The 18,573-nt window shown below is 41.8% G+C and carries 15 protein-coding genes; 9 read left to right on the top strand and 6 right to left on the bottom strand.

Annotated features, from left to right (window positions below):
* Positions 1–4: 4 nt before the first annotated feature.
* The 3 genes from nadR to serB all read right to left on the bottom strand — a co-directional run bounded on the left by nadR (position 5) and on the right by serB (position 4,086).
* Positions 5–1,240, bottom strand: coding sequence for a multifunctional transcriptional regulator/nicotinamide-nucleotide adenylyltransferase/ribosylnicotinamide kinase NadR (nadR, locus tag M1F17_RS03030; protein WP_094962742.1), 1,236 nt, complete (start codon positions 1,238–1,240; stop codon positions 5–7).
* 29 nt (positions 1,241–1,269) lie between these two features.
* Positions 1,270–2,655, bottom strand: coding sequence for a DNA repair protein RadA (gene radA, locus M1F17_RS03025; protein ID WP_094962741.1), 1,386 nt, complete (start codon positions 2,653–2,655; stop codon positions 1,270–1,272).
* Between the two features lie 453 nt (positions 2,656–3,108).
* Positions 3,109–4,086: a phosphoserine phosphatase gene (gene serB, locus M1F17_RS03020; protein WP_094962739.1), complete on the bottom strand. Its 978-nt coding sequence runs from the start codon at positions 4,084–4,086 to the stop codon at positions 3,109–3,111.
* Positions 4,087–4,401: 315 nt separating this feature from the next.
* Here serB and M1F17_RS03015 point away from each other — a divergent pair, with 315 nt between their 5' ends.
* Positions 4,402–5,175 carry an AhpA/YtjB family protein gene (locus tag M1F17_RS03015; protein WP_004905710.1) on the top strand — a complete coding sequence of 258 codons (774 nt, stop codon included), beginning with the start codon at positions 4,402–4,404 and terminating at the stop codon, positions 5,173–5,175.
* A gap of 26 nt (positions 5,176–5,201) precedes the next feature.
* Here M1F17_RS03015 and M1F17_RS03010 read toward each other — a convergent pair whose 3' ends face one another.
* The gene (locus M1F17_RS03010) at positions 5,202–5,984 is read right to left on the bottom strand and encodes an energy transducer TonB (RefSeq protein ID WP_094962738.1); all 783 of its coding nucleotides are present in this window, start codon (positions 5,982–5,984) and stop codon (positions 5,202–5,204) included.
* 179 nt (positions 5,985–6,163) lie between these two features.
* Here M1F17_RS03010 and M1F17_RS03005 point away from each other — a divergent pair, with 179 nt between their 5' ends.
* The 5 genes from M1F17_RS03005 to M1F17_RS02985 all read left to right on the top strand — a co-directional run bounded on the left by M1F17_RS03005 (position 6,164) and on the right by M1F17_RS02985 (position 15,116).
* The gene (locus tag M1F17_RS03005) at positions 6,164–6,700 is read left to right on the top strand and encodes an RNA polymerase sigma factor (protein ID WP_096864546.1); all 537 of its coding nucleotides are present in this window, start codon (positions 6,164–6,166) and stop codon (positions 6,698–6,700) included.
* The gene (locus M1F17_RS03000; protein WP_318837228.1) at positions 6,700–7,518 is read left to right on the top strand and encodes a FecR family protein; all 819 of its coding nucleotides are present in this window, start codon (positions 6,700–6,702) and stop codon (positions 7,516–7,518) included. The genes M1F17_RS03005 and M1F17_RS03000 overlap by 1 nt, the downstream gene beginning before the upstream one ends.
* Before the next feature lie 284 nt (positions 7,519–7,802).
* Positions 7,803–10,568, top strand: coding sequence for a secretin and TonB N-terminal domain-containing protein (locus M1F17_RS02995; RefSeq protein WP_318837227.1), 2,766 nt, complete (start codon positions 7,803–7,805; stop codon positions 10,566–10,568).
* 62 nt (positions 10,569–10,630) lie between these two features.
* A complete protein-coding gene (locus M1F17_RS02990) occupies positions 10,631–12,337 on the top strand; it encodes an ABC transporter ATP-binding protein/permease (RefSeq protein WP_094962734.1) in 1,707 nt (568 codons plus the stop codon).
* Positions 12,327–15,116 carry an insulinase family protein gene (locus M1F17_RS02985; protein WP_318837226.1) on the top strand — a complete coding sequence of 930 codons (2,790 nt, stop codon included), beginning with the start codon at positions 12,327–12,329 and terminating at the stop codon, positions 15,114–15,116. The genes M1F17_RS02990 and M1F17_RS02985 overlap by 11 nt, the downstream gene beginning before the upstream one ends.
* Positions 15,117–15,209: 93 nt before the next feature.
* On the opposite strand, the gene M1F17_RS02980 is transcribed toward M1F17_RS02985, so the two are convergent.
* On the bottom strand, positions 15,210–16,283 hold the full coding sequence (locus M1F17_RS02980) for a hypothetical protein (RefSeq protein ID WP_140172059.1): 1,074 nt from the start codon (positions 16,281–16,283) through the stop codon (positions 15,210–15,212).
* Between the two features lie 277 nt (positions 16,284–16,560).
* Here M1F17_RS02980 and M1F17_RS02975 point away from each other — a divergent pair, with 277 nt between their 5' ends.
* The 3 genes from M1F17_RS02975 (at position 16,561) to M1F17_RS02965 (ending at position 17,591) form a co-directional block, all read left to right on the top strand.
* Positions 16,561–16,998 carry a GNAT family N-acetyltransferase gene (locus M1F17_RS02975; protein ID WP_241098208.1) on the top strand — a complete coding sequence of 146 codons (438 nt, stop codon included), beginning with the start codon at positions 16,561–16,563 and terminating at the stop codon, positions 16,996–16,998.
* An 84-nt stretch (positions 16,999–17,082) separates the two neighbouring features.
* The gene (locus tag M1F17_RS02970; RefSeq protein ID WP_094962730.1) at positions 17,083–17,271 is read left to right on the top strand and encodes a type II toxin-antitoxin system CcdA family antitoxin; all 189 of its coding nucleotides are present in this window, start codon (positions 17,083–17,085) and stop codon (positions 17,269–17,271) included.
* Positions 17,271–17,591, top strand: coding sequence for a CcdB family protein (locus M1F17_RS02965; RefSeq protein WP_094962729.1), 321 nt, complete (start codon positions 17,271–17,273; stop codon positions 17,589–17,591). Before M1F17_RS02970 ends, M1F17_RS02965 begins: the two co-directional genes overlap by 1 nt.
* A gap of 71 nt (positions 17,592–17,662) precedes the next feature.
* Here M1F17_RS02965 and deoD read toward each other — a convergent pair whose 3' ends face one another.
* Positions 17,663–18,379: a purine-nucleoside phosphorylase gene (gene deoD, locus M1F17_RS02960; protein WP_004914779.1), complete on the bottom strand. Its 717-nt coding sequence runs from the start codon at positions 18,377–18,379 to the stop codon at positions 17,663–17,665.
* Positions 18,380–18,573: the final 194 nt, after the last annotated feature.

Raw genomic sequence — 18,573 nt, 5'->3', positions numbered from 1 at the left:
TTATTTATAAGTCATCCAACATCAGTAACTGCTGAACAAGGGTGACGCACTCCAAGAAACGTGTGTCATAATCTGAGGATTCTACACGCACAAATTCAATATTGTTTTTCTTAAGCATTTCAATGAGTAAGCCTTGGAACGCTTTCCGGTCTTTATCACTCCCCAAGCTTCTTAAACCATCAGCGACCCAAGGGGTGTTATTCTCTAAAACTATTACTAAATCGAATCGGTATTCGTCTATCAATGCCTGAACAAATGGATGCTCTTTGCCTTCATAGCGCAAACAAAAGGCTTGAGTCGTGACAAAGTCGGTATCAATAAATGCCACTTTATTAGCATATTTCACTGCAAAATCAATATATTGAGCGTGTCCCAAGGCGATTTTGTCGTAGTCAGAATATTGCAATGCCATCTCATCACCACCTAAGTGGCTAAACACATAGTCTCGGCCATATTCCCATGCACTGGATGTATTGAAAATATTGGCTAACTTATTGACTAATGTCGATTTACCACTTGACTCACCACCAAGAATGGCGACTTTACGCACAAAGAAGGGTTTCACTTCTGTTGGAATATATTCCCAATAACGAAATGGCGCTTGGCGAATTTGGTTACCACTGATATTCATAAACGTGCGCTCAGGGTCAATCAAGATGGTTTCGATACCTAAGTATTTTTTATACCGCGGCACGTCATTCACTTCCCCTGAATAGATAAAACTTGGATTAATATTATGCTTTTTCAAAAAGCCTTTCATTCCATCACTCCACACTTCCCAACCGTGTGGATATGGCTCTATGCCATTTTCATCAAATGAGTGAATATGAATATTCTTTTGATATTTAAAAGTTTGTAATAACCAGCGTAAACGGTCGCTTACTGTGGGTTGTTGAGACATAGAACTGTTAACAAACAAGTCCTTATCACGGGGTTCATCATGGCAGAGAATGACGTGGAGCTCATCGACTTGGCTACATGCCCGTTGAATCAAATAAATATGCCCAGTATGTAATGGATAAAATTTGCCAAACACCACGCCAATCGTTTTTTGCTGAATAGGGTATTCAAGGCCTAAAAAACGATGCAATGCCGCGATTTTTTGTGCGCTGGGGCTTTTAATTTTGTCGTTAATCAACTGGCTGAGATAGCCTTTGGTCATATCTGTCGCATCCGCAACTTGCTGGAGCGTGTAACCCGCTCGTTTGATTGCGTTTTTAAGATAGTCAAATTCAGCCATGTATTTTCCTTTTACCCTAGATTAAAAGCTTATAGTTCATCCAAAATACTTAATGCGTCCGCTAACTTTTTCACGCCATACACTTTCATATCTGGCGGTGATTTCTTTGGCATATTCGCATGGGGCACAATAGCACGCTTAAAACCATGTTTTGCTGCTTCAGAGATACGTTCCTGACCACTTGGAACTGGACGAATTTCCCCTGCAAGCCCCACCTCACCAAAGACCACCAGATCTCTAGGTAATGGGCGGTCGCGAAAACTCGAAACCAAAGAAAGTAATAATGCTAAATCCGCACTGGTTTCAGTTACTTTTACCCCACCCACGACGTTGACAAAAACGTCTTGGTCTGACATTTGCAAGCCACCATGACGGTGTAATACTGCCAATAAAATGGCCAAACGGTTTTGTTCAAGCCCGACCGCAACACGCCGTGGGTTAGACATCATCGAATGGTCTACTAGCGCTTGTATCTCCACCAGCAGCGGTCTTGTCCCTTCCCATACTACCATCACGGAGCTACCCGAGGTAATTTCGTCACCACGACTTAGGAAAATTGCAGAAGGATTACTGACCTCTTTAAGCCCTTGTTCTGTCATGGCAAATACGCCTAACTCATTGACTGCCCCAAAGCGGTTTTTATGGCTACGTAAGGTACGAAAGCGGTTATCCGCATCACCATCTAGCATGATAGAACAGTCAATACAGTGTTCGAGGACTTTAGGTCCTGCTAATGAGCCATCTTTAGTGACGTGACCAACCATAATAATGGCAACGCCACGGGTTTTCGCAAAACGGGTAAGATAAGCCGCGGTTTCCCTGACTTGTGCCACACTGCCCGGAGAGGATTGAATATCTGCCATATGCATCACTTGGATGGAGTCAATCACCATCAGTTTGGGCTGTTCTTGCTCCGCTGTTAAACAAATTTGCTCAATACTGGTTTCTGACAGCATATTGAGTGAGTCAGTCGGTAGCCCTAAACGGTGCGCTCGCATCGCAACTTGTTGAAGTGACTCTTCCCCTGTCACATATAAGGTTTTCATTTCACGGGACAACAAACACATAGTTTGCAGTAATAAGGTACTCTTACCCGCTCCCGGGTTACCTCCAATTAGGATGGCACTACCCGGTACGACTCCCCCGCCAAGTACGCGGTCAAACTCTTTAAAACCCGTAGTAAAACGAGGCAGTTCTTCAAGGCTAATATCAGACAACTTCTGAACCTTACTTACCCCAGCCGCATTCCCTGCATACCCCGTTAAGCGGTCATTACGCGATGAAGAGCTTGCAGAGGCCAGACGCACTTCTGTAATGGTATTCCATGCATGACAAGCACTACACTGCCCTTGCCAACGCGGATAATCCGCCCCGCAATCATTACAGACAAATGCCCTTTTAACCCCTTTCGCCACAGCAACCCCCTCATAAAATTCAATTTTGTTCTTAGTTCTTAGTTCTTAGTTCTTAGTTCTTAGTTCTTAGTTCTTAGTTCTTAGTTCTTAGTTCTTAGTTCTTAGTTCTTAGTTCTTAGTTCTTAGTTCTTAGTTCTTAGTTCTTAGTTCTTAGTTCTTAGTTCTTAGTTCTTATTATCCATAACACTTTAGCCGTAATACTCTAGATAGTTCACGTTGTGGCTAGGCGGCAAAAGAGGATGTCTTGGGGAGCATACACTAGTATGTGACCCAAGCAGCCGAGTGCAGCCAACACCGCCACAGCACAAACCATAAAATATCGATATCAATATTCAAAATAGTTCGGGTTGTGGCTAGGCGGCAAAAGAGGATGTCTTGGGGAGCATACACCAGTATGTGACCCAAGCAGCCGAGTGCAGCCAACACCGCCACAGCACGAAATAGGAAGAATATTTAGCGTTCTTCGTGTTTGAGGCCCCCACTCAACACACACATCACCCCCATCAGATCTGCATGACGAATCGCAACCTTCGCCCTTGCATACACCTTTGGTTTCGCATGATATGCAATACCCAGCCCTGCTTTACGGATCATTTTCAGGTCATTTGCCCCGTCACCGATGGCAACAGTTTGCTCAATGGGAATTTCCAGTTTTTCCGCCAGTTTGATCAAGGTTTGCGCTTTATATTTAGCATCTACAATTGGGCCTTTGACTTTGCCTGTTAACTTACCGTTTTTCACTTCTAGCTGGTTAGCAACTGCAGCTACCAATTTTAGCCGTTGGCGTAAATTATCCGCAAAGAAAGTAAAACCGCCGGAGGCTATCGCAATGTGCCAATTCATCGCTTGTAACTTACGCACAAGGTTCGTTAAACCTGGCATTAAAGGTAATGTTTCCATCACTTGGTCAAGAATAGCGGCGTCGGCACCTTCAAGTAAGCTAACGCGTGCTCGTAAACTTTCCGTAAAATCGAGTTCCCCTAGCATGGCTCGCTCGGTCACTTCAGCAACCTGCTCCCCTACCCCTGCTAAGCGAGCAATTTCATCGATACATTCAATTTGAATCGCTGTCGAGTCCATATCCATCAGTAATAGGCCCGGTGAACGCAAACGTGGAATTTGCCCTAATGGCACGACATCTAATAAACATTCGTCAGCGAGTTTTTTAATTCGAGGTGTAATACTCCCAGCGATTCTGACCACTTGGTAGTCATCAATACGCCACGAAGAGACAATTACGATAGCGATCCCTAATCGCTGTTGGAAATTACTAATCCGCGCTTTATCTAAGCCGCGGCCATATAGTAACCACCCACTATCCCCAGCACGATAATCCAATGGCATCACTTCTTCACCACTTAATGACAATGGCAACCCTGGCCATTTTTGGATTTCGTCGGGTAGATAACAATAGGTCAAGCTCGTTGACATGAAAATTAGCTCCTGTAATCGATATACTCGTCATACTTCAAGTTGTCTGGTTGTTGACTACGCTCAGCTAGCCGAATCACATACTTATGTATGCTCATCGGACTATCTTCGTTTGTCGCCTACATACAACTCGAATTATTTAGAGTGTAACTTTTTTATAATGATAAGTTGCGAGCAGCCGAACGAAGCCACTATACTAAATTTTAAGGCTTTGTGACCTTATGTATTTACTGTTAAAACTGAAGATAACCCCATATTCGCTAAAGTATAACGGCATCTTTATACTCAAAATAAGTCGAGAGCACCAATAAAGCAATGAAACTTACCTTTAGGCTCCACAAAACAGTCATTATCGTTATCTGCGTTGCGTTGGTAACTTTACTTATGCATGGTATTTCTTATTTAGGAAATAGCCAAAACCAAGGCAGAATTGAGCAATTTAAACAATTGACTTATGTTCTTGCTGAGCAAGTTGCTTTCAGCTTATCTGATTATATTGTTCCCGGCAGTAAAGATTTTAATTTAGAGCGAATTAATGCCAATTTAAATAACGTGGTGAAAGATAGGTATATTTTAGATGCCAGTATCTATACTGCCAGTGGCACACTGGTCACTCAAGTCGGTGAGCCGACAACGGTGAAAGAACGGCTGGCCATCGATGACAACTCCTCACTACAAAACTTTCAATACCAGCTTGTCGTTCCCATCCAAGGCACAAAAGAGCCAAAAGGCTATTTGCGTTTAACCATTGATACGGAGCTCCTTGCCGCTGAAATTCAACAAGCGGATAACAGCACCAATGTATTACGAATTTTTATTCTACTTGCCTTATGTATTGGCTTCGTTTTAGCAAATACATTACTGCGTTTAAAGAAAAAGAAAGGCCACAAACAAGCCCCTCCGCTCGTCGTTAATACAGAGGAAAATCAAGATGATAATGGAGATGACGACAGTAATGAAGATGGCAAGCAAGAGAGCAAAGGGACACCTGCTACTAAGCCAGCACGTTTGAAACGAAAGAAAGAACCTCGTCCTTATCGCCCTAAACGACCGACCCCAAAAAACAGACCAAATTCACCTGATAAATAGCCCTAAAAAGGGCTATTTAGTTGAATTTAAATAGACGTTGTATCGAACACGATTGGCGCAATAAACTCGACCCGGCCATCTACCAACAATGTTTCTGGCGGGGTAGGAAAAGGCGCAGCACGTGAAATTGTCGCCAACGCTTCTTTATCCAATATTTTCGTACCGGATGAATTCAATAAGCTGGCGGCAATCACTTCACCCCGACTATCCAAAACCACTTTTATATGAGAGACCCCAGTTGAGCGGTAACGCAACGCTGCACGTGGATAGCGTTTGGTCTTGGCTATCCGCTGATGAACCTCACTTTGCCAGCCTTGGTGCCCACTCACTGCCGCAGACGCATTACTGGAGAAATTCGCACTGCTACTGGATTCACTCCCTGATGCAGGAGCGGAAGTCACCATCGATTCCTGCGTAGTTACAGGGGCTTCGTCGATCACTTTTTTCTCTTGTGGAATTGTCTTTTTCGGTGGTCGTTTTTTCTCACTGACTTTCGTCAATGTGCCATTATCTACGATCGCAGTTTCAGGCAATTTATCTACCTTTTCAACCACTTCAGGCAATGACTCTTCACGCGTCGTCATGTGTTGTTTAGGGGCATGATTAATTTCAGGCTCTGCCTGTTTTTCAAGCTGATAAACACCCAGCTGCAACGAAATTGCTGGTGGTAGTACTCCGGTCTTCGGAATTGAAGAAGTAAACCAGCCGATAAAAATGATTGCCAGTGTTCCATGGAAAAGACAACTTAAAACCAAACCGCCTAGTGGACGGAAAATCGGGCGCTCTAACTGACCCGTCATACTGCTCATATTCTGCCTCACGACTTTATTTTTTGCAGATTATAGGCATAATACAAACAAAAATGATATTCATTATTATTAGTAAAAACATAATTATTAAAACAACTTATTGATTTAAATAATAAAGTAATCTGAGCAGATTATTAATCAGCACAATTGTGCTCTTTTAAGACATTAACACCAGTAAAATGACTATTGATAAATCTCTTGCCCGTAAAATTAGCGGTGCGTATCAGTCAACATATAGCCAACTTGTGCGCTTTTTCCGCAATCGGCTAGATAACAGCAATGATGCTGATGATTTATCACAGGATGTGTTTACACTATGGCTAAACCGTAAAGAACAAACGCCTGTAAAAGAGAGCCGCGCTTATCTGTTTAAAATTGCGAATCATGTTTTGATTGACCATTGGCGACGTAACCAGCGCCAAACTAAATCAGAAACATCCATTGATGATGTTACTCATGAACCGCATTTTGAACAAAGCCAAGCTGATCCCAGTGAAATCTTGGAACATCAGCAACGCATCCAACGGCTAAGCGAAGCGCTTGAAACGTTACCACCCCGTCGACGAGAAGCATTTTTGCTGTATCGTTTTGATGGCTTATCTCAAAGTGAGATTGCTGAACGAATGGAAATTTCAATCAGTATGGTGGAAAAACATATTGCGGCGGCGCTTGTTCACTGTAAAAAACACCTTGATAATCAGGGCAATAATTCGTAATGACTCACGACTCTTTGCAAACATCAGATGATGAAAGCCGCATTGATGAAGAAGCCGCGCTGTGGTTTACCCGCATGCACAGCCAACGTATCAGCGCCCTTGAAACAGAGCAATTCAAACAATGGATTGCTGCATCACCTGAACATGCAAAAGCGTATGATGCCATTGCTGGACTATGGCGCGATTTTGATCACATGCCGCGCCCTGCTAGCACAATACTTCCCAAGGAAAAACGCCCTTTTTTTCGCTTATGGCGCCCTTTGGGCAATACTTTTGCAGCATTTTTTATTGCGGCTATTTTGTTTTTGCCATACAGCCACTTACCTTCAATGTTGCTCAATAATATGACCTTAGTGGCAACGGATACGCCTAAAGAAGTTACTTTATCTGATGGTTCCCAGCTGTTTCTTAACCGCAATACCCGTATTCATGTCGCCTATGAAACTCCAGTACGTAACCTGTATCTGGAACAGGGAAATGTTTATTTTAAAGTCAAATCCAACCCCTATCGGCCTTTTATAATTCAAGCTGATAACCGGCGTATTCAAGTGGTAGGAACCGAATTTGAAGTTAACAAAGTGGCTCAGCAAGTTGCTGTGAATGTCAGCCAAGGCATTGTCAGCTTTGAAGATGCCGCAAGCAAACAACCCGTTTTCCTACTTGCTGGTGACAGTGCAGTCAGTCAATCGCCGAACAGCCCAATCGCTCGCCAACACATCAACCCGCTAGATGTGGCTCGTTGGCGTTTTGGTGAATTAATTTTTGTCGATAAACCACTTTCAGAAGTCCTCGATGAACTTAAAACTATTCATCGATAAATATCGAGCTTTCTCCCGCTCAATTAGCGAAGAGTAAAATCTCAGGTCGCATCAATACCCATCAGCCAGAACAGTTTTTTCAAGCCCTTCCTTCATTACTTCCGGTACAAGTCGTCTATCGAGATAAAAATAACGTATTGATTATTCAAAATAAAAAAAATAAATAAAAAATATTTTCATTTGCAGGTGAGGATAATTCTCATTTCACCCTCTTCTTAACTAGTCATCATTTTGCTGACCTATTTTCGCACACTTTTTGTGCAGCTTAAGAATAAGGGATAACCATGTCTATTCAGTTTACTCAAAGCCGATTAAGGCCGCTCGCCCTTGCTATTGCGGTGAGTAGCGCCATTGTTTGTCAGTCTGCATCAGCACAAGAACTCGCATTTTCACTACCAGAACAATCACTGGCGACCTCAGTGGCTGAAATTAGCCGCCAAGGCCAAATTCAATTGATTTATGATAAAGGTCAGTTAAATGGCTTACGAGCACCTGCCTTGTCTGGTAACTACTCCGCTCAAACTGCATTACAAAAAATACTCATCGGTAGCGGCTTAGAGTTAGTCAATGAAAATGGTGTTTTCGTTATTCGTCAGCAAAATTTAAGCCAAGGCACATTGGTATTACCGGAAACTCAAGTCTCTGGCGTTGTTCAGAATCACCCCGCAACAGATGTGATGTCCGCACCACAATACGTGACTTCTGAAGAGATTAGCCAGAAAAATACCGGTGATGGCAATATCACCGATTTAATGAAGACTAACCCTGCTGTCCAATTTGCTAACAATGACAGTAACTCGATGAACCAAGGGGAAATCAAGCCTTCCCGCATCTCAATCCACGGTTCAAGCAGCTACCAAAACGCCTATCGCCTTGATGGAGTGAGCTTTAACAACGATTTTGACCCCGCAGACAGTGGTCTCGGTGAAACAACTACCCGTCTGAGCAGTAGCGACCAAGGGATCTACATAGACAGCCGTCTGATCGACAGCATGACAGTGTATGACAATAATATTCCTGTCGAATTTGGTGGATTTACAGGGGGCACCGTTGAGGTGAACAGCCGCCGCTGGCAAGGAGAAAATAGTGCTCACGCCTATTACCGCCTAACCCGCTCTGGTTGGAATAATTTGTTCCACGATTCATCGCAAAGGATTGATACTACCAAAAATGATACGGCAAATCCTGCTCGTTTCCAAAACCGCTATGATAAAAATGACTTTGGTGGCTGGTTTGAATTAGGGGTGAGTGAAAATTCAGGGCTCGTATTCTCGGCCTCACGTCGTAGTTCGACTATTCCAATGACGCTCGCCAATGATGGCGCCGCAATGATCAATGGCGATGGTGAATTGGAAATGACAGACGGCCTAACTGGAAAAAAAGATCAAAAAAGGATTTCTGATAACTATTTTTTGAAGTATACCATTGATCTCTCTGATAAAAGTTCCTTAGACCTTTCTGCAAACTATGCTGACTATGATAGTCGCTTATTTACTTCCACTATCATGAATTCAGGCTATGACAGCACACATAAAGGTTTAGGTTTTACGGGCGTTTTCAAACACCAATTTGAAGTTGGTCAGTTAGAGCTAACAGCAAGTACTCAGCAACTAAAAGATGAACGAGTCAATGACCAAAACTATTATGTCGAAGTTCTCGCAATGGACTCTGACTATAACTGGGATAACCGGAAATACCTACGTAGTGGCGGACAAGGTGATTTAATCTCTGAACAAAATAGCCAAACAGCAAAAGCAGTTATGAGATTCACTTCAATGGAAGATGGGTTAGGTATTACGCATAAGCCAACTATTGGTAGTGAGCTCAGCTATACTAAAGGGACGTATAAACGAGATAGTGATTTCTATCGTTATAACTATTCAGGTGTCATTGATAAAAATGATTATTGGAATGGCCAACTTACCAATATCACTCGGTTCCAAGCAGGTAAGCATTCCGCAGATTATACTAACTACGCATTATTTCTCGATGACAACTTACAATATGGCAAATTAACACTACGTCCTGGCATCCGTTTAGATCGTGATGACTTTGTGAGTCGTACAAATATTGCCCCTCGATTTTCTGGTTCATATGACATTTTTGGCGACAATTCAACGTTATTGATCGCTGGTGCTAACCGTTATTATGGCCGTTCAATGCTAACCTATGCCTTATATGGTGCACAAAATGCAGGTATGCAAAACTGTAATTGGGGCTGTTCATTAGATCCAAATTTAAATGATTGGGATAATAAAAAAGACTACGAAGGCATAGATTCACTAAAAACACCGTATAACGATGAACTTACCCTTGCCTTACAACAAGAAGTAATGTCAACCACATGGCGTTTACAATATGTGCATCGTGAAGGTTACGATGAAGTTCGAACTCGTACCAAATATGATACTCGTGATGCCGATAAACGCAGTATTCGTATGTATGACAATGGCGGCCGTAGCTCACACGACACCGTAACCCTATCCGTTAATAACAGCCAACCTTGGGAGTGGGCAGAAGCTTCCCATGTAATGACAGCATCACTCACATGGCAGCAAAGTGAAAGTAATACGCCAAAAGATTCTGGCTATAACTCATTCGATCCAGCCAATAAAGTTAACCTCAACAAAGTTTGGTATGACGGCAAAATTATTGACGCATCAAAGTTGCCTTCAACTAGCTTTAACTCTCCGTTCAAATTTAACTTAGAACTGACCAGTGTTTGGGACGATTATGATCTAACTTGGTATAACCGCCTGCAATGGTGGGGAGCCCGAGACCAAGCGGTTCGCTACGACAATGCCTACGCAGTCGACCCTGAGTATGGACAAGTTCGTAAGTACACCAAGCAACATTTCTCCAGTAAATATACGTGGGATACCCGTCTTGGCTGGAAGCCTGAATTTGCTCACGGTTTTGGCTTCTCCGTCGAAGTGAACAATATTCTTAACAATAAAAATGTTGCTGACCGCTTCGTATTTGAAGATCGCGTATTGAAATCTTACGATCCGGGCCGTCAGTTCTGGTTACAAGTCAATTACGACCTGTAATTCCCAGCAATGTGAGCAATAAAACTCGTTAAACAATTAAAACAACAAATGAATAAAACGTCATGAAGACACTGAAACAATTTTTCTATTTAGTAAAACCTTTTTGGGGGCAGCGTGCTGCCCTTTTGTGCTGGATACTGCTGTTTGCCTCACTCGGGCTCACCTTGTCCTCGGTGTGGTTCAACGTCAAAATGAACATGTGGAACGGCGACTTTTATAACGCCCTACAAAAACTCGACGGCCAAGCCCTATATGGACTGTTGCAGTACTTTGTGATCTTAGTTAGTGGGCTGATTTTTGTCGTCGTTATGGGTAATTACCTAAAACAAATGCTGATTATCCGCTGGCGCAAAGGCATGACTGAGCAAGTACTTAGCCGTTGGTTATCCCCCAACAGTAAACATTACCTGTTAAGGCTGACATCACAAGAACCCGATAACCCAGACCAACGTATCGCTGAAGATATCCGTTTACTGATTGAATCAACATTAAATTTAGTGGTGACATTCCTTCACTCAATGCTAACGCTGATTTCATTTGCCGCCATTCTTTGGACGCTTTCCGGTAGCCTGTCGTTTAATTTTGCCGATAGCGACTGGACCATCCCCGGGTATATGTTCTGGGCTTGTATTATTTATACCCTCATTGGTATTGCACTTACCCAATGGATAGGTTTTCCGCTACGCCGTTTGCATATGGATAAGCAGCGCCGCGAAGCGGATTACCGTAGCTCGCTAATTAATTGCCGCCAACACGGTGATGCCATCGCAGGGCAACGCGGTGAAACTCAAGATAGAAAAGAACTGATGGGGCGCTTTGGTGAGATTATCAGCAACTGGAACCGCCTTATTCGCTGTGAAAGAAATTTATCTTTTTATACAGTGGGTTACCAACAAGTTACCGCTTTAGCACCTGTATTACTCGCACTGCCTAAATTCCTTGCGGGTGAAATCATGTTAGGTGGCTTAATGCAATTGCGCCAAGCCTTTACCAGTGTTGCGACTTCACTCGGTTGGTTTATTTTTGCCTATAAAGAAATCGCCGCATGGCAAGCCACGGTCTCCCGTTTATACAACTTTGTGGTTTTATTGGAAAACGATAACAAAGCTGTGGTTACTATCGACGAAAAATCGCCACCTCTGGTGGCTAAGTTATCCATTTCTACCGCAGACAACCGCTGTTTAATTAATTCCGTGAATATCACCGCCAAACAAGGTGAATTAACCTTGATTAGTGGCCGTTCTGGCATTGGAAAATCCACCTTATTACGTACGCTAAGTGGGCATTGGCCTTTCTTCAACGGTACTATTAGCCGAACAGAAAAAGTTATGTGGATCCCACAGCGTCTCTATTTACCAATTAGTCGGCTTGATAGCTTATTAGCTTATCCCAAAGCGGCATCCCAATTTAGCCAGCAAGATTTTCAATATGCATTGATGTTAGTCGGTTTGGAAAAACTGCATCATCAATTAGCACTCGAAACCGATTGGAACAACCGCCTATCTGGTGGAGAACAGCAGCGCATTATGTTTGCGCGTTTATTGCTCAACCGACCAAAACTGCTTTTATTGGATGAAACCACCTCCGCCCTTGATGAAAACAGCGCATTAGAACTCCTCGCTCTATTGAAAGCTGAGTTACATGACAGCGCCATTGTTTTGGTTAGTCATCAGAGCTTCGTTGCTCAATTTGCGGAACAACACATATTGCTCGTGGAGCCTACGAGTGAAAAATCCTTAAATACAGGAACGCCTGAATATGCTTCATAAAATTACCTTCGCAGCATTGATAAGTATTCTGCTCGGTGGCTGCGCAGGCAGCACATCGGTGAGCAAAAATTCGACCTCACTATTGCCTGTGCGCGGTGACCTTCAACACTACCAACTCGACAATGGGCTGCAAGTTTACCTTCTGCAACGTAATCAACCCGGAGTTGAACTGCGTTTACTGGTCAGCAGCGGTTCATTACAAGAAAATGAACAGCAGCTTGGCCTCGCACACTTTACTGAACATATGGCGTTTAAAGGCACCAAACATTTTCCGGGAACCACGGGGTTCAAACAACTGGAACACCAAGGACTTAAACTCGGTAGCCATGTGAATGCCATTACGAGTTTAAATTCCACGCTATATAAATTATCACTCCCCGAAGCCACGACAGCACAAGTCGCCACAGGCTTACAAGTGATGGCCGATTGGGCATCAAATATGACCTTTGACCAAGAAGCCTTCGAAAAAGAGCGCCCTGTGATTGTCGAAGAGTGGCGCTTACGCCAAGGGATGGGCTATCGCATCAATGACAGCTTAGAAAAATTACGCTACCACGGTAGCCGTTACGTCGATCGCAACCCAATTGGCTCATTAGATGTGGTACGCAATGCTCCGATTGAGCAAGCGAAAGACTATTATCAAACATGGTATCAGCCTCAGCGAATGTCACTATTAATTATTGGTGATTTCAATAGTTCATCAGTACGCAATCAGGTTAATAATTTATTTGCGCTCCCTAAACCTGAAAAAGTGGCAAAAGATGACCCTCAGTGGAAGCAATTTACTAGCACAACCAATATGTTAGTCCAAGGTGTGTTTGATAAAGAGCAAGGGGCGCGTTATGTGCAATTTGCTTTACAAAAGGATGTTAGCGCACCGCTAAATACCCGTTTAGGGCAGTCGGAAGATTTACTGGATAACCTCTGGTTGGCCATTTTAAACCAACGTTTCTCCGTTATGGTGGATAACGGCATTTTGCCGTCGATTAGCATCAATGAACAAGGGGCAATGTTAGATAACCAGCGCTTACAACAGTTGATGATCATCCACCCGAAAGGTAATGATTACCAAGGTGCAACTGAGATTTTATTTACAGAATTACAACGCCTTGCTACTGAGCCGGTTACCCAAGAAGAACTTGATTCTGCAAAGCAAGCGATGTTGAAAAAATTCAGCCTGCAAGCCGCTTCAGAGCAACGTTATAGTAATGAATATTTAGCAGGGCAACTGACGACGGCGCTTGAATACGACATGCCAATGTGGAATAAGCGCCAACAGTTAGATAACAGCTACCAGTTAATGAAATCCGTTAAGCCGCAGGACTTACAACAGCATGTCGCTAAATTCCTACAAACCGCTTCCCCGCGTTTAGCATTAATTGGGCCTGATACTGATGCCCCTACTATTGATAAATCGGCATTTAATCAGCAATGGCTTAAAATACGCCAAAGCACACCAGGGCCATTTACGCTGCGCTCCAAAGCCATTCAACTGCAATTACCCCAATCCATAAAAGGCAGTATTGTTGATCAATCTAAGCTGCCCGTTGAAAAAACGGAACATTGGACTTTGAGTAATGGCATTCAGGTAATTGTTAAAACAGATAAAAACCTGAAAGATGATATTCAATTTAACTTGCAATTACCGGGTGGCCGTTCGTTAGAAACACAACAAACGGCAGGTTTAACGGATTGGGCGTTGAAACTTCCTGAAAGCAGCGGTTATGGAAATTACAGTGCGCGTGATCTGGCTCTGCTGGCAAAACAAAACCAAATTAGCGTTCGCCCATACAGTGAATTGCTGACACATGGTTTTCGCGGAAAAGCCCCTGTCGATAACCTCGAAACAGCGCTACAGTTACTCAATTTAAAACTCACCGCTCCGCAATTTAGTGGTGAAAAATTAGAGCAACAAAAACAATCTTTTACTTTAAACTTATCCAAAACTCCCGTAGAACGCACTTTCCTTGATAATATTAATCGGGAAAGCTATACCCACGGTGAATTTTTGGTGATTAACCCAAAGGGCAGCTGGCAGCAATTTACGGCTCAGCAGTTGCAGCAAGCTAACCGCCAATTACTCACCTCAACAGCAGATATGACACTGGTCATTACAGGTGCAATGAATAGCCGTGATCTAAAACCTCTGTTAGAGCAATGGGTTGCCTCACTGCCACACAGTAACCAAAAACTGGTATCTCGCGACCAAGGGATCATGCCAAAAATGGCGAGTTTTAATAAAACTTATCCTATCAGCAGCAGCGATAAGAGCATGGTGAGTATTCAGTTCGCGTCACCTGCTGTCTGGAACCAGCAAGACAGCTTAGCGATTCAATTAATTGATACCATTGTGAGCCAACGCTTACGTGGTGAACTACGTGAGAAAGCGAGTGGTATTTATGCGCTTGGCTTTTCACAGATGCTCGCGAAGAAACCGCAACCGTATTACCTCGCGCGCTTGAATTTCACCACCTCGCCAGAACGTGCACAGGAAATGACGCAAATCGCCCAAAAAACGATTGGGCAAATTCGTCAAACGGGTATAAGTGAAAAAGAATTAACCGAAGCGAAAAATACTTGGCTCACTGAAAATTCACAAGTCACTGATAGCTCGAGCTACTGGACTGAGGCTCTAGCGCAGATTGCCAGCGATGATGGGCAATATCAGCGTTTAAACCAACAGAAAGATATTATTCACCAACTTACAGTTGAAGATATTAATCGTTTAGCTCGTCAATATTTAGGGCGAAATTCAAAAGTGTTTATGATGACGCCTTGATTGTCTAATAAATAAAAGAATGGCTATCAAACAGCTGTTAGCCATTCTTTCTAAGATTGACTTTTTTTATATAACTCTCTAAGCAGAGTCCATTTAAAATAATTTATTATATAATTTTAATATTTTAAATTTCATATCCATAAAAAAATTTAAAATTCTGTATTTAACACTTGGGTTTTCTATCTCATGAATGATTTTTTCTATTTTCTCATCATCGTCACTTCCATTCGGAAAAATTTTCCCATACCTCAAGTAACTTCTGACTGATGAGTAAATATCTGAAACTTTATTTCTTTTTATTTTATTCAATAGAGATTTAACTCTATGAAAATCATTTCTCTCAATAGCCGAATCAATGTCCTCCTTTAATTCAATAGGGATTTCCGGTTTAAAATCATCCATTAAGTCATTGTAATTTACAACATTGTTAATATGGAATTCCATCAGATCAGTAGTTGATGTAGCCTTATTTTTAAATTCAATATTACTAATTTTACCATTTAGTTTACCAATGAAGATATTCACTATTTCTTCAGGATTACTATCATTTAATGAAGTAATTCCAAACGCTTCTGCTATTCTTGTTTTAATCACGATTAAATCTTGTTTTTTATTTAACTCATCAATTAGTTTTGTGATTTTTTTGATTTTACATTCCGTTATTTCCTTTCCTGCCAAGTAAGATATCAAAGACTCTTTCAGTTTCTTTATAGAAGAGTCACAGTTAAGTGATATCCTCAACTGTAATTCTCCATCTATAGATGATGAATCTAAATAATTATCATTTAGATTCATTGGTTTTCCTTTTTCAATTCCATTACTACTGTTTGATTTTTGATTGTCTTCTCCTGATAAAGCTATAGGTTCATTAACCTCATGATTTGATTTTCTACTCCCTATGGTTGGGTGAGCATTATCAACTTTAATCATATTATCAGAAAAACACATCATTAACTCTTGCTTTACTTTATAAGACTTTATCTTATCCAAAGATAACCAGCTACTACATAACATCTTTGAATTTTCTTCTGATTTAGTCTGTATTAACCTTTCTATTTCATTAGTAATTATTTTTTTTGTTTTTTTAGTTATGCTATCTTTATTTCCTTTCTTTTGAATCATCATAGCCAATGTGTCACTGCTGACTATCTTTGTATCATTTTTCATGAAATTAATCCCCATAATTTTATTCCTCTTTTTTAATAGAAAATTATATTTAGAAATAATAGATAAATAGATAAACATTCGATATCAGATAGCGCTACTCCCATGCATAGATGGTATATTTAAATAACACATTGATATCTAGCATAATCTAATTGACACAGCGGCAATTGAGTGGGATTAATATCCTTATATGTAATAAATAATGATAAAGAGACTTGATGTGGGCAACATAACCATCCGCAGAGCAACATTAAACGATGTCCCGGCAGTTACCCAGATGCACGCTGCCTATTCGGCGTATGCCAACACCTTACAGCTACCTTACCCAACAGAAAAAACGTGGGAGGCTCGCCTTGGGGCAAATGACCCGCTCGTTACCCAGTTTGTTGCTACTATTGGTGACGACGTTGTGGGTTTGCTTGTAATTAGCCAACCGAGCCAAGTGCGCCGTCGCCATGTTGCAACTTTCGGAATTACCGTTAGTGAAACTCACCAAGGCAAAGGTATTGGCTCACAACTGATGCAAGTAATGGTGGATTACTGCGATAACTGGCTCAATGTCCATCGCATAGAGCTAGAAGTATTCGCAGCAAATGGCAGTGGCATTGGGCTGTATGAAAAGTTTGGCTTCGAGCTAGAAGGCCGCATGAAAGATTATGCATTTCGTGATGGGCAATATGTTGATGCCGTGATGATGAGCCGGATAAAAAGTTAGTCTTAAAACGCCCAGCGCAGTTGCCAGCATAGTGGTGCTACCCTAAAGTAATACCCATCTTATCCACTTAATTTAAGGTAGCCCATGAAAACGCAAAATCATTTCACTGAGATGCAAAATAAGGCAAACCTACAACAAGATTTCCCCCTTACTATCAAACAAAGCTCTGATGCCAAATGGAAAGAAAAAAATAGAACAAACATTGATAGCTTTAACGAATTTGAACAACAAGCAGGGCTATTTACTGATGATAATGAGTATGGGGTGATTTAATGTCTCAATATGCTGTTTATCGTAATAAATCAATCAGGTCGAAAGACCAATATCCTTATCTTATTGATATCCAAAATGACCTACTGAGTGACTATCACTCACGTGTTATCATGCCTATATCGCCATTATTGCATAACAATTCACAAGTTAAGGCTCTAACCCCTGTGGTTTATATTAATGGTATTCACCATGTAATTATCACTAAATCCATAACCACTATTTCCATTAATAAACTTAAACCACGTGACCTCGTCTGTATCATCCCGAATGTTCATGCAAAAATTATTTCGGCTGTTGACATGATCATTTCGGGGATTTAGAGCTTTTATTTCACAAAAAATGCCACGCTATACGTGGCATTTAAAAAATCATCTCAGTATGTAATTAACGACTATTTATCGCCTAACAACACTGAATCCAGTGCAATCTCAATCATTTCATTGAATGTGGTTTGACGTTCTTCTGATGTTGTTTGTTCGCCAGTTTTGATGTGATCAGAAACAGTACAAATCGTCAGTGCGCGTGCGCCAAACTCCGCGGCAACACCATAGATACCCGCGGCTTCCATTTCAACGCCCAGGATGCCGTATTTTTCCATCACTTTGAACATATCAGGATCTGGTGAGTAGAATAGGTCTGCTGAGAATAGGTTACCCACACGTACATTCACGTTTCTTGCTTTTGCTGCTTCAACGGCATTATGAACTAAGTCATAGTCTGCGATCGCTGCAAAATCATTTTCTTTAAAGCGTTGACGGTTAACGCGTGAATCAGTACAAGCGCCCATACCGATCACAACATCACGCAATTTTACGTCATCCATTACTGCGCCACATGAACCCACACGAATAATCACTTTTACACCAAAATCAGTGATCAGTTCTTTCGCATAAATGGAGCATGAAGGGATCCCCATACCGTGACCCATAACAGAAATTTTACGACCTTTATAAGTCCCTGTAAAACCTAACATGCCACGCACATTATTGACTTGGCGAACATCCTGAAGGAAGGTTTCAGCGATGTATTTTGCACGTAATGGATCGCCTGGCATCAGAACGACATCAGCGAAATCACCCATTTCTGCATTAATATGTGGAGTTGCCATGATTATTTCCCTTTAAACGATTAAATATTTTCAAATGAATAAGGTGGCTTCCCACCTTATTATTAATAATCTGTATCTTACTGGCCTAAGCAATTTGAATCGTAGCCAACGAACTACAGCTAGCTTATTACCCTTCAATAGCTCGCTCACTACCTTTCATACTTACCTATTACCCTAAATAATTTGAGTTGTAG

Source organism: Providencia sp. PROV073 (assembly GCF_033688125.1).
Classification (GTDB): Bacteria; Pseudomonadota; Gammaproteobacteria; order Enterobacterales; family Enterobacteriaceae; genus Providencia; species Providencia hangzhouensis.
This window is presented reverse-complemented; position numbering and strand designations above follow the sequence as displayed.

What these genes read in the sequence shown, in the direction of transcription:
- M1F17_RS03015 (WP_004905710.1), top strand. Translation starts at nt 4,402, where the DNA reads ATGAAACTTACCTTTAGGCTCCACAAAACAGTCATTATCGTTATCTGC.
- M1F17_RS02990 (WP_094962734.1), top strand. Translation starts at nt 10,631, where the DNA reads ATGAAGACACTGAAACAATTTTTCTATTTAGTAAAACCTTTTTGGGGG.
- M1F17_RS03010 (WP_094962738.1), bottom strand. Translation starts at nt 5,984, where the DNA reads ATGAGCAGTATGACGGGTCAGTTAGAGCGCCCGATTTTCCGTCCACTA.
- M1F17_RS02965 (WP_094962729.1), top strand. Translation starts at nt 17,271, where the DNA reads ATGTCTCAATATGCTGTTTATCGTAATAAATCAATCAGGTCGAAAGAC.
- M1F17_RS03000 (WP_318837228.1), top strand. Translation starts at nt 6,700, where the DNA reads ATGACTCACGACTCTTTGCAAACATCAGATGATGAAAGCCGCATTGAT.
- M1F17_RS02975 (WP_241098208.1), top strand. Translation starts at nt 16,561, where the DNA reads ATGCACGCTGCCTATTCGGCGTATGCCAACACCTTACAGCTACCTTAC.
- serB (WP_094962739.1), bottom strand. Translation starts at nt 4,086, where the DNA reads ATGTCAACGAGCTTGACCTATTGTTATCTACCCGACGAAATCCAAAAA.
- M1F17_RS02995 (WP_318837227.1), top strand. Translation starts at nt 7,803, where the DNA reads ATGTCTATTCAGTTTACTCAAAGCCGATTAAGGCCGCTCGCCCTTGCT.
- M1F17_RS03005 (WP_096864546.1), top strand. Translation starts at nt 6,164, where the DNA reads ATGACTATTGATAAATCTCTTGCCCGTAAAATTAGCGGTGCGTATCAG.
- nadR (WP_094962742.1), bottom strand. Translation starts at nt 1,240, where the DNA reads ATGGCTGAATTTGACTATCTTAAAAACGCAATCAAACGAGCGGGTTAC.
- deoD (WP_004914779.1), bottom strand. Translation starts at nt 18,379, where the DNA reads ATGGCAACTCCACATATTAATGCAGAAATGGGTGATTTCGCTGATGTC.
- M1F17_RS02980 (WP_140172059.1), bottom strand. Translation starts at nt 16,283, where the DNA reads ATGAAAAATGATACAAAGATAGTCAGCAGTGACACATTGGCTATGATG.
- M1F17_RS02985 (WP_318837226.1), top strand. Translation starts at nt 12,327, where the DNA reads ATGCTTCATAAAATTACCTTCGCAGCATTGATAAGTATTCTGCTCGGT.
- M1F17_RS02970 (WP_094962730.1), top strand. Translation starts at nt 17,083, where the DNA reads ATGAAAACGCAAAATCATTTCACTGAGATGCAAAATAAGGCAAACCTA.